The organism is Pseudomonas sp. GD04058, from assembly GCF_029836855.1.
In the GTDB taxonomy this organism is placed as follows: Bacteria; Pseudomonadota; Gammaproteobacteria; order Pseudomonadales; family Pseudomonadaceae; genus Aquipseudomonas; species Aquipseudomonas bharatica.
This window is the reverse complement of sequence record NZ_JAOECN010000050.1, coordinates 22,299-32,400: the sequence shown is the minus strand read 5'-3', so window position 1 is coordinate 32,400 and position 10,102 is coordinate 22,299. Positions and strand designations below refer to the sequence as shown.

The following is a 10,102-nucleotide window of genomic DNA, read 5'->3' as shown; positions in this document are numbered from 1 at the left end:
GAAACCGTAGAAAAAGCCTTCCTCGCGCATGATGCGTTCGACGAAGTGATAGTCGGTGTCGCCGGCCTGCACGCAATACTCGCGCACAGTGTGGGCCTTGGCCGCGCGCAGTTCGTAGTCGAGGGTGAGGGCGTGCTTCTTCAGCATCACGTTGGCGATGTCGGGCACGCTGAGGGTCTGGAAGATGCGCCAGTCCGAGCACAGGCGCAGACGGGCCAGGCGCGGTTCGACCATGGCGCGGTAGCGCGTGCGGCGAAAGCCGGTTTCGCCCTGCTGGAAGGAACTGACCGAGCCGTGGACGTAGCGCACGGGCTGGCCGCCCTGCCAGATCGTGAAGAGCGCGGGGCGGTCGAGGACCTGGCCGAAGTCGACGGCGGAATCGGTGCTGCTCAGGTCGACTTCGAGGCGAAAGGTTTCGGAGAGGGCCTCGGTGAGGTGGAATTCGACGACATCGAACTCACCGGCTGCTGCGGTGAAGGTGAAGCGCAGATCGGACTGAACGGCCATGGCGGATGTCCCGGGGAACGAATTCCCCGGAATCCTGACTGTCGGTCAACCAGCGGTATATAGGAAAACTCCCAAGAAGGCGCTTGAAATGTCTGAACTTCCAAGCACCGGAAAGCAGCTCAAGTACGAAGTGTGTCAAGAGCCGATGGACGACTCCAGCCCACCGCCGACGAAGCCCAGGCGCACGCGCCCGTTTGGATCGGCGAGGACTTTCACATTAGGCCCCCTGCAGTTGCCGGGCGAAGTGATCGACCGCCAGCACATAGCCGTGGGTGCCGAAACCGGCCAGCACCGATTGCGCCACCAGCGATACATAGGAGTGATGGCGGAAGGCTTCGCGGCGATGCACGTTGGAGATATGCACCTCGATCACCGGCACTTCGGCGGCGATCAGGGCATCGTGGATGGCCACCGAGGTGTGGGTCCAGGCACCCGGGTTGATGACGATACCGGCGACGCGGCCACGGGCCTGGTGGATCCAGTCGATCATCTGGCCTTCATGGTTGGTTTGCTGGAATTCGATGGCCAGGTCGTGCCGGGCGCCGGCGGCGCGGCACAGGGCTTCCACATCGGCGAGGGTCTCGCGGCCATACACTTCGGGCTGGCGCAGGCCGAGCATGTTGAGGTTGGGACCGTTGAGGACAAGTACGGTTTTCATGGGCAAAAGGTTCCTTGGTCAGGCGTTGCTGCGCAGGGCCTTGGCCCGTTGCGCGTCGTAGGTGGTCTTGTCGAGGGCCACGGCGTCGGGCTTGCCGAGCTGGTCCAGTGGGGTGCGGTAGGTTTCCGGGGCGCTCCAGGCGGCGATCGCCGAAATGGCGGTGACCACGCAGGTGATCGCGCCGATCAGCAGCGGTACGTTGTCCGAACCCGGCGGGGCCACGGCGGTGAACAGCGCCGGCAACAGGGCGGTGATCATGTAGCCGATGTTCTGGGCCACGGCCATCGCCGAGACCCGGTAGTGGGTCTGGAACTGCTCCGGGAAGAAGCTCGGGAAGATCGCGTTGTAGCCCTGGTAGATCGTGCCCCACATCAGCAGCGAGGCGGCGAAGGCCAACGGTACGCTATGGATGCTGATGGCGTACAGGTAGAGGAACGACATCAGGCCGCAACCGATCGCCGCGCCGATGATCAGCGGGCGCCGGCCGATACGGTCGGACAGGTTGCCGACGAAGGGGATGACCAGCACCGCGACGATATTGCCCACCACCGGGATCCACAGGTACACGCTCTTGTCGAAACCGATGCCATAGGCCGGCTGCACCGCGTACGCGGCGCCGAAGATGGTGGTGACCACCGGGATCACGTTCATCAGCGACACGCCGAACACCACCAGCATGCCGTGCCAGCTGTACTTGAAGGCTTCGCGGATCGGCGAGCGGGTGCGGGCGACCTTTTCGACCTTCTGCACGAAGGCCTCCGGTTCCTTGACCTCGCGGCGGATGATGAAGGCGGCGATCAGTACCACGGCGCTGAGCAGGAAGGGAATGCGCCAGCCCCAACTGTTGAAGGCGTCTTCCGGCATGAAGTAGGCCAGGGGCAGGAAGATCGCCGCCGCCAGCACCTGGCCGGCCTGCACGCCTTGCAGTGTGAAACTGGCGAAGAAGCCGCGGCGTCCCGGTGGCGCGTGTTCGAGGATCATCGAGCTCGCCCCGGCGATTTCGCCGGCCACGGCGAAGCCCTGGATCAGGCGCAGCACCACCAGCAGGGCCGGAGCCCAGTAGCCGATCTGGTTGAAGGTTGGCAGCAGGCCGACGGCGAAGGTGGCGATGCCCATCAGGAACATGCACAGCAGCAGCACGTTCTTGCGCCCGCGGGTGTCGCCCCAGTGGCCGAGCACGAAAGCGCCGACCGGGCGGGCCAGGTAACCGACGCCGTAGGTGGCCAGGGAGGCGATGATCGCCAGTTTCGGGTCGCCGGCGGGGAAGAAGATCTGCGGGAAGATCAGCGCAGCGGCCTGGGCGTAGATGAAGAAATCGTAGTATTCGAGGGCGGAGCCGACCCAGCCGCTGGCGGTTGCCTTGCGGGTCTGCCGGTTGTTGTCGTGTGTGGCCATGGTGTTCACTCTTGTTGTTTTTATGGTGTTCTTGGGGGCCTCATCGCTGCGGTGCGGCGGTCCGACAAGCCAGCTCCCACAGGTCCAGACCCTGTGGGAGCTGGCTTGCCAGCGATGAGGCCCGAAAGGTCTCTACAACTGTTCGGTCGAAACGATCTGCCCGGTCCGCGCCGCCTCGCTGATCGCATCGACGATCTGCAGGTTGCGCAGTCCATCCCTCACACTCACCAGCGGCTGCGCTTCACCGCGGATCACCTGGCAGAAATGCGCCAGTTGACGCGCTAGCGGATCGGCTTCCTGCAACTGCGCCACCGCCGTCTCGAACGGCTTCCACCACGAGCGATCCTCGCGTTTAGCGTAATACTTCAGGCGCATGGTCGGGATCGACAGCGAACCCTGGGTGCCGGCCAGCACGTAGCAGTCCTCGTCGGCATAACTCGGGTAGTCGTGGTTTTCCCGCGCGGTCTGTTCCCAACTGCGGGCACAGGCGGCGGTATCGGAAAGCATGAAGGTGCCCAGCGCGCCACTGGCGAAGCGCAGGCTGATGGACACCGTGTCCTCCACGGCGAAACCACGGGTGGCGCTGGACGCCTGGGCCTGTACCGCGACGATCTCGCCGCACAGCGAACGCAGGTTGCCGATTTCATGGATCATGTTGATCAGCACCGGGCCGCCACCGGCTTCGCGGCGCCAGGGGGCGGCATCGAAGTAGTCGTCGGGCTTGTAGAACAGCGCGCTGCCCATCACCGCCACCAGGTTGCCCAGCACACCCTCGGCGATCACCTCCCGGGCCTTTTCCAGGATCGCGCTGTGGGCACGGTGATGGCCGACCAGCAACCTGGCCCCGGCCTGTTCGGCAATGGCCAGCAGGCGCTTGCCTTCGTCCAGGGTGTGGGCGACCGGTTTCTCGATCAGCGCCGGCACGCCATGGGCGACGCAGGCGAGGGCGCCTTCGACGTGCAACTGGTTGGGCGTGGCGAGAATCACGCCATCGGGTCGTTCGCTGGCGAGCAGGCTGTCGAGATCGGCGAACAGCGGCACGCCGAGGCCTTCGGCATAGGCGGCGGTAGCCGGCAGCGGATCGACGATGGCGGCCAGTTCGCACTCGCTGCTGGCCTGGATCAGTTCGATATGGCGGCGGCCGATCAGCCCGGCGCCGGCCACGGCAATGCGGATCTTCTTCATGGGTCTCTCTTGTTTTTTTTAATCCTGCTTCAAGGCAAAGCAGGTTATGTGAGAGCCTAAATAAAAAGTCCCAGGAGATAATCGGGCGCAATGAAGAATCAGAATGTGCTCACAGCGAATAATGAGCCCTTGCTGCGTGACCTCCAGCTGTTCTGCGAAGTGGCCCGGCGCTCGAGCTTCATCGCCGCCGCCAGCGAGACCGGCCTGTCGCCGGCGCATGTGAGCAAGCGCATCGCCACGCTCGAGGAACAGCTCGGGGTCAAGCTGTTCAACCGCACCACGCGGCGGGTGAATATCACCAGCGATGGCGAGGCCGCCTTCGTCTGGGCGCAGAAGATCCTCGAAGACGTGGGGGCGATGGTGGATGCGCTGTCCGGCGGCCAGCGCGAGCCGCAGGGGACATTGCGGCTGTGCACCAGCCTGCGCCTGGGCCGGGAACATATTGCGCCGATTCTCTCGCTACTGCGCCGCCAGTATCCGGCGCTGGAGGTGTGGGTTGAACTGCTGGATCGCCGGGTCGACCTGATCGCTGACAATTTCGATATCGATATTCGCGTCGGCGAGGTCCAGGAAAAGCACCTGATTGCCCACCGCATCGCCGAAAGCACCCGGGTGCTGGCGGCGGCCCCGGAGTATCTGGAGCAGCGCGGGGTGCCCAAGGTGGCGGCGGACCTGGCCCAGCACGACTGCCTGTTGTTTCGCAGCCGCGACGACCGTTTCGGGGTCTGGCGCCTGGTCGGCCCCAACGGCGCGGAAACGGTCAAGGTCACCGGGCCCATGGCCTCCAATCACAGCGATATCGTGCGCCAGTGGGCCCATGATGGCCACGGCATCATCATGGCTTCGCAGTGGGACATCGCCAACAGCCTGGCCAGCGGCGCACTGGTGCAGGTGCTGCCGGCCTGGTACCAGCCGGCCGATATCTGGGCGGTGACGGCGGTACGCTCGTCTGCCTCGGCGAAGGTGCGGGCGTGCGTGGCATTCTTGCGCGAGCAGCTTGCCAGCGGGCCCTATGCACTTACCCGCGATTAGGCCCAGCCGCTGTTGCGCTTGCGGCTGCGGGTCAGCGCCGGGAGGATCAGCCCGGCGAGCAGGCCCGCCCCGGCGATGCCGCCGCCGTACACCATGTAACGCATCATCACCTGCTTGTTCTCGTCGCCAAGACGGGCCTGGGTATCACGCAGCTGCGACTGGGCCTGGGTGAGCTCTTCGCTGAGGGACTGGTTGCGTGCCTGGAGCTCGTCCACCAGTTGCTTGCGCGAGTCCATGGTTTCCTGCATGCCCTGGACGCGGTTCTTCCAGCTGTCATCGATGGTTTTCAGTTCCTGCTCGAGCTGGGCGACCCGCTCGGTCAGTTGCGGCAGGCGCTCGGCCTGGCCGGGCACGTTTTGCAGATCGCTGCTGGCAATCCACACAGTATCGCCGGACTCGCCACGGACCTGGCTGTAGTTGCCCTGGCTGCCGAGCAGCTTGACCTTCTGCCCGGACTTTAGGGTGCCGACCAGCCGGTGGCCGTCGGTGGGGCCGCTGCGTACGTAGGTGCTTAGGCTGTCGCTGACCCAGCGGTCGTCGCTGGCAGGTTCTTCGGCATGGGCGAGGGTGTTCAGCAGCAGGCCGGCGAACACTGCGGGAAGCACGGCGGAGCGTGCGCGGAGAGGGCGAAGCAGGCGCATGGTTATCTTCCCCGAGAAGAAAAAATGAAAACCGCCGACCGGCATGCCTGCCGCCAGCGCAACGAAAAAAGGGGATAACCGATGGACGTCCCCGGGGCTTGTCAGTCAGGGAGTGCCGCGACAAGCCACCGCGAGAAGACAGTTTTTATCGCGTCAGGTTCACTGGCCGGCCTGCCATTGGGCGAACCGTTGGTCGAGGCGCGGCGCGAGCAGGTCGTAGTGTTCCCAACTGGCGCCGGGCTCGTCGATGCCGACGATGCCGAGCAACTGGGTCAGGTCGTCGGGCAGGGACGGGGCCTTGCGGCCAAGGTAGTGGGCAGCGAAGGCATTGCCCTGGCGGTTGAGGTCTTCGTCCACCAGCAGGCTGTCGCAGCACAACTGGAAGAAGCGGGCGGGGGTCAGCAGGCGTTCGGCGAGGGCCTGGATCTCGGCGTCGTAATCGGCCTTGAAGTCGCGGCTGAGCAGGTCGCGGTTGGCGCTCCAGGCCAGGAACAGCCCGGTGTAGGGGGCGTGGCGTGGGGAACCGTCATCGGCATAATGCCAGCTGGCATCTTGAGCAATCATCGCAGCAGTCCTTGTTCTGATGTGGGGCCTTGCTGGGCGCCTAGCTTACTCCTTCCTGGCATGGCGGGTAGCCATATGAGACTTAATGACGCATCGGCGCTTGCAGCGTTAACATCTGAACTTTCCAACAAAAACAAATCTGGAAACAAATGAACAACCCAGCACCCTCCCTCCAGGACCTGGCAGCGCCGGACGGCGTCTGCTATGGCTGCGGCTCGGCCCACCCGAGCGGCCTGCATCTGAAAAGCCATTGGGCCGACGATGGCGTCCATGTGGTCTGCACCCATTCTCCCGACAGCACCTTCTGCGGCTGGCCCGGCCTGGTCTATGGCGGGCTGCTGGCCATGCTGGTGGACTGCCACTCGAACTGGACGGCAATGGCGTATCACTACCGCGCCCAAGGGCGCGAGCCGGGGTCGTTGCCGCGCATCGACTGCGTCACCGGGCACCTGGGGCTGACCTACCTGAAGCCGACGCCGATGGGCGTGGAGCTGACCTTGAAGGCCCGGGTCGAAGGCGAGCCGGGGCGCAAGACCCGGGTGATCTGCGAGGTATGGGCGGGGGATGTACTGACGGTGACGGCGGACTCGGTGTTTGTGCAGGTGGATACGGAGCGGTTGAAGCAGAAGGCGCATGGGCAAGGTTGATGTGTAGTTCCTGAGGGCCTCATCGCTGGCAAGCCAGCTCCCACAGTGACCGCATGCACCTCAAACCCTGTGGGAGCTGGCTTGCCAGCGATGAGGCCAGTACAGGCAACCTCCCTCTCAAGGCCTGGCAGCCAGCAACAAAACCCCCGGCAGCCTGGGGCAAGACGTGCAATGGAGTGCGGCGCAGAGTGACGCACAACCATAACAACGGCACTTGAGGTCTTCACCATGTCGCTCAACGACACGCTCAGCGCGCACCTGAACCGGGGCACGATCGGGTTTCCCACCGCCCTGGCCAGCACCATCGGCCTGATCATGGCCAGCCCTGTCATCCTGACCGCGACCATGGGCTTCGGCATCGGCGGCAGCGCCTTCGCCATGGCGATGCTGATCGCGGTGCTGTTGATGCTGGCGCAATCGACCACCTTCGCCGAAGCCGCGGCGATCCTGCCGACCACCGGTTCGGTCTATGACTACATCAACTGCGGCATGGGCCGTTTCTTCGCCATCACCGGCACCCTCTCGGCGTACCTGATCGTGCATGTCTTCGCCGGTACCGCCGAGACCATCCTCGCCGGGGTCATGGCCCTGGTGAACTTCGAACACCTCAACACCCTGGCCGAGTCCGCCGGTGGCTCCTGGCTGCTGGGGGTCGGCTTCGTGGTGGTCTTTGCGATCCTCAATGCCTTCGGCGTCAGTGCCTTCGGCAAGGCGGAAATCATCCTCACCTTCGGCATGTGGACCACCCTGATGGTGTTCGGCGTGCTTGGCCTGGTCGCTGCCCCGGCGGTGCAACTGGATGGCTGGTTCGGCGAGTCCATGGTCGGGACCGACCTGGTCACCGTGCTGTCCCTGGTGGGCATGGCCATGTTCATGTTCGTCGGCTGCGAGTTCGTCACCCCGCTGGCCCCGGACCTGCGCCGTTCGGCGCGGACCATGCCGCGGGCCATGGCCCTCGGCCTGCTGGGCGTGGCCAGCTGCATGTTCATCTACGGTGCGGCCATGAAGCGCCAGGTGGAGAACGTGGTGCTCGACGCCGCTTCCGGCGTGCATCTTCTCGACACGCCGATGGCCATCCCGAAATTCGCCGAGCAGGTGATGGGTAACATCGGCCCGCTGTGGCTGGGCATCGGCTTCCTGTTCGCCGGGGCCGCGACCATCAATACCCTGATGGCCGGCGTGCCGCGCATCCTCTATGGCATGGCCGTGGACGGCGCGCTGCCCAGGGTCTTCACCTACCTGCACCCGCGTTTCAAGACCCCGCTGCTGTGCATCCTGGTGGCGATGCTGATTCCCTGCCTGCACGCCCTGTACCTGGGCGGCAACACCGACAACATCATGCACCTGGTGCTGGCGGCGGTCTGCGCCTGGAGCACCGCGTACCTGCTGGTGACCCTGTCGGTGGTGATCCTGCGCATCCGCCGCCCGGACCTGCCCCGTGCCTACCGCTCGCCGCTGTTCCCGCTGCCGCAGATCCTGTCGAGCGTCGGTATCGTCCTGGGCATGTGGTTCATCACCCCGCCGGGCATGAATCCTGCGGACGTCTATGTGCCGTTTGCCTGGATGCTCGGGGGCACCGCGGCCTATGCGCTGTTCTGGACGCTGGTGGTGCAGCGGGTCAATCCGTTCAAGCCGGCCTCGGTCGAGGACGTCCTGGCGAAGGAGTTTGCCAACGAACCTGGAGTCCATCATGGCAGCCACTACGCCGAACCTCTGGCAAAAACTGTTTGACCGTGCACCCTCGGGCTATCGCCCGGGGGTGACTCTGGAGCATTTGCGGCGCAATCTCGGCCTGGCCGGGTGCCAGGTACTTGAGCCCGGCCGGGCATGTTTCAGCCTGGCGGACGGGGTGACGTTCGAGGTGCACGAGCGCACCGAATCGCAGTTGCTCATGCACATCGTGGTCTGCGAGTTTCGTTTGCAGTGCAGTGCCGCATCCGGGGGCAGTGCGACCCTGGAATTGCACCACACTGGCGCGATTCGTCGCAGCGGTCTGGGCTGGAAGCAGAAGGGCGGTGAGGCGGGGTTGATGGAGACCCTGCGCCAGCGCCTGGAGCAGGACCGGACGCTGTACCAGGCGCTGATGCCACTGGATTTCAAACGCCTGCGCCTGGAGCGTGCCGACGGGCAGTGGACGGTGGTCCTGGAGCATATGGGCGGTAGTGAAGTGGTCAACCGGATGCCGGCGTTTCGGCGGTATATCCGCGTTGATTCGCAGCAGAGGGAGTTGTTGCTGACTGCGTTGATTGGTTTCAGGAGAGTGCTGGAAGACCACTGATCCGAAACCGGTGCAAAACTCTGTGGGAGCTGGCAAGCCAGCTCCCACAAGGTGTGTGTAAGCCAACCTACCGAAAGGTTGGCACTCAATATGCTTCCACACAGGTGCTTACAGAATTGTTGCGTGCATATAGATAACATGTTAACTATTGCCCGACAAAAACAAGATGCCACTGTGGAGGTACGTCATGAGTATCCATCAGGATACCGGCTCGGCCCTGGATCGCTGGAACGCGGCAATGCAGGCAACGTGCGGGTATTTCGAAACCGAACTTGCGTTCAACCGCTCGCTGTTCATCGGCGAGATTTCCACCTGGTCGCGGGGTGGCCTGGGCATGGCCAACCTGCGCACCAACGCCGGGGTGATCCGCCGTAACGGTCTCAAGGCCGATCGCGACAACGACCGGCATTGCTTCCTGGTCAGCCAGCGCACCGGTTTTTCCCAGATCACCCAGAACGGCACCAGCCTGCAACTGGCGCCCGGCGAGATGCTGTTGATGGACTCGGTGGGCGCCTGCGAAATCACGCCCTTCGGCCTGATCGAACACGCCTCCCTCGGCCTGTCCCGCGATGAAGTCTGCCGCCAGCTGGGCAGTGACCAACGGATCTTCGGCAAGATCTCCCAGAGCAAGGCCTGCGGGCGCATGCTGCACCTGCTGATGGACCAGTTGTGCAAGGAGAGCGGCACCCAGGATGGCGAACAGGCCGAGGGCGACGCGCTGCACAGCGCCTTCCTGTCGCTGCTTGGTTCGGCCCTCGAAGGCAGCGATCACGACAGCCGTGCGCCTGCCGCCTTGCAAGGCGCCGATTTGCGCAGTTATGTGCAGAAGGTCATCGACGAGTCCCTTGGCCAGCCCGGCCTGACCCCGGTCAGCCTGGCCAGCCGCCTGAACATTTCGGTACGCCATCTGTATCGCCTGTTCGAAGAGCAGGGCGACAGCGTCTGCCGCTATATCCAGCGTGCACGCCTGCAACGCAGCGCCGACGACCTCGCCAACCCGATCCACAAGACCGAATCGATCACCACCATCGCCTACAAGTGGGGCTTCACCGATTCGGCGCACTTCAGCCGTTCGTTCAAGAAACAGTTCGAGCAATCACCCAAGGACTTCCGCAGCACTAGCCTGGCGGGCCTCGTCCTGAGCTGAAGCGACATTCGAACATGGGTTGACCTGAGCCTGGGCGGATCGCACCAG

General features: G+C 64.3%; 11 protein-coding genes. 5 read left to right on the top strand and 6 right to left on the bottom strand.

What is annotated here, in order from left to right; all coding sequences use genetic code 11:
* From N7650_RS25390 to N7650_RS25375, 4 genes are all read right to left on the bottom strand, one after another.
* On the bottom strand, nt 1-507 hold a 507-nt coding region (locus N7650_RS25390; RefSeq protein ID WP_279900521.1), incomplete at its 3' end, for a contractile injection system protein, VgrG/Pvc8 family.
* Nucleotides 508-724: 217 nt separating this feature from the next.
* Nucleotides 725-1,165 (bottom strand): type II 3-dehydroquinate dehydratase, encoded by a 441-nt coding sequence (aroQ, locus tag N7650_RS25385; RefSeq protein WP_009394261.1) that lies wholly within the window; start codon nt 1,163-1,165, stop codon nt 725-727.
* 18 nt (nt 1,166-1,183) lie between these two features.
* Entirely contained in the window at nt 1,184-2,560 is a 1,377-nt protein-coding gene (locus N7650_RS25380) for an MFS transporter (RefSeq protein WP_009394259.1), read from the bottom strand.
* A gap of 132 nt (nt 2,561-2,692) precedes the next feature.
* Entirely contained in the window at nt 2,693-3,745 is a 1,053-nt protein-coding gene (locus N7650_RS25375) for a Gfo/Idh/MocA family oxidoreductase (protein WP_279900520.1), read from the bottom strand.
* Between the two features lie 90 nt (nt 3,746-3,835).
* Between N7650_RS25375 and N7650_RS25370 the strand changes: the two genes are divergently transcribed.
* Entirely contained in the window at nt 3,836-4,777 is a 942-nt protein-coding gene (locus N7650_RS25370; protein ID WP_009394255.1) for a LysR family transcriptional regulator, read from the top strand.
* Here N7650_RS25370 and N7650_RS25365 read toward each other — a convergent pair.
* Nucleotides 4,774-5,418 carry a TIGR04211 family SH3 domain-containing protein gene (locus N7650_RS25365; protein ID WP_009394253.1) on the bottom strand — a complete coding sequence of 215 codons (645 nt, stop codon included), beginning with the start codon at nt 5,416-5,418 and terminating at the stop codon, nt 4,774-4,776. The two genes, N7650_RS25370 and N7650_RS25365, sit on opposite strands and share 4 nt — an antisense overlap.
* A gap of 159 nt (nt 5,419-5,577) precedes the next feature.
* Complete coding sequence (locus N7650_RS25360) at nt 5,578-5,982, bottom strand: hypothetical protein (protein WP_009394251.1); 405 nt, start codon at nt 5,980-5,982, stop codon at nt 5,578-5,580.
* A gap of 149 nt (nt 5,983-6,131) precedes the next feature.
* On the opposite strand from N7650_RS25360, the gene N7650_RS25355 reads away from it, so the two are divergent.
* The 4 genes from N7650_RS25355 (at nt 6,132) to feaR (ending at nt 10,054) form a co-directional block, all read left to right on the top strand.
* A complete protein-coding gene (locus N7650_RS25355) occupies nt 6,132-6,629 on the top strand; it encodes a PaaI family thioesterase (RefSeq protein WP_009394249.1) in 498 nt (165 codons plus the stop codon).
* 228 nt (nt 6,630-6,857) lie between these two features.
* On the top strand, nt 6,858-8,360 hold the full coding sequence (locus N7650_RS25350) for an APC family permease (RefSeq protein ID WP_009394247.1): 1,503 nt from the start codon (nt 6,858-6,860) through the stop codon (nt 8,358-8,360).
* Nucleotides 8,320-8,907 (top strand): DUF3156 family protein, encoded by a 588-nt coding sequence (locus tag N7650_RS25345; RefSeq protein ID WP_009394245.1) that lies wholly within the window; start codon nt 8,320-8,322, stop codon nt 8,905-8,907. Before N7650_RS25350 ends, N7650_RS25345 begins: the two co-directional genes overlap by 41 nt.
* Nucleotides 8,908-9,094: 187 nt before the next feature.
* Nucleotides 9,095-10,054 carry a transcriptional regulator FeaR gene (gene feaR, locus N7650_RS25340; RefSeq protein ID WP_279900518.1) on the top strand — a complete coding sequence of 320 codons (960 nt, stop codon included), beginning with the start codon at nt 9,095-9,097 and terminating at the stop codon, nt 10,052-10,054.
* Nucleotides 10,055-10,102: the final 48 nt, after the last annotated feature.

Bases quoted from the DNA above. Each gene is read 5' to 3' on its own strand.
- aroQ (WP_009394261.1), bottom strand. From the start codon at position 1,165: ATGAAAACCGTACTTGTCCTCAACGGTCCCAACCTCAACATGCTCGGC.
- N7650_RS25380 (WP_009394259.1), bottom strand. From the start codon at position 2,560: ATGGCCACACACGACAACAACCGGCAGACCCGCAAGGCAACCGCCAGC.
- N7650_RS25375 (WP_279900520.1), bottom strand. From the start codon at position 3,745: ATGAAGAAGATCCGCATTGCCGTGGCCGGCGCCGGGCTGATCGGCCGC.
- N7650_RS25370 (WP_009394255.1), top strand. From the start codon at position 3,836: ATGAAGAATCAGAATGTGCTCACAGCGAATAATGAGCCCTTGCTGCGT.
- N7650_RS25365 (WP_009394253.1), bottom strand. From the start codon at position 5,418: ATGCGCCTGCTTCGCCCTCTCCGCGCACGCTCCGCCGTGCTTCCCGCA.
- N7650_RS25360 (WP_009394251.1), bottom strand. From the start codon at position 5,982: ATGATTGCTCAAGATGCCAGCTGGCATTATGCCGATGACGGTTCCCCA.
- N7650_RS25355 (WP_009394249.1), top strand. From the start codon at position 6,132: ATGAACAACCCAGCACCCTCCCTCCAGGACCTGGCAGCGCCGGACGGC.
- N7650_RS25350 (WP_009394247.1), top strand. From the start codon at position 6,858: ATGTCGCTCAACGACACGCTCAGCGCGCACCTGAACCGGGGCACGATC.
- N7650_RS25345 (WP_009394245.1), top strand. From the start codon at position 8,320: ATGGCAGCCACTACGCCGAACCTCTGGCAAAAACTGTTTGACCGTGCA.
- feaR (WP_279900518.1), top strand. From the start codon at position 9,095: ATGAGTATCCATCAGGATACCGGCTCGGCCCTGGATCGCTGGAACGCG.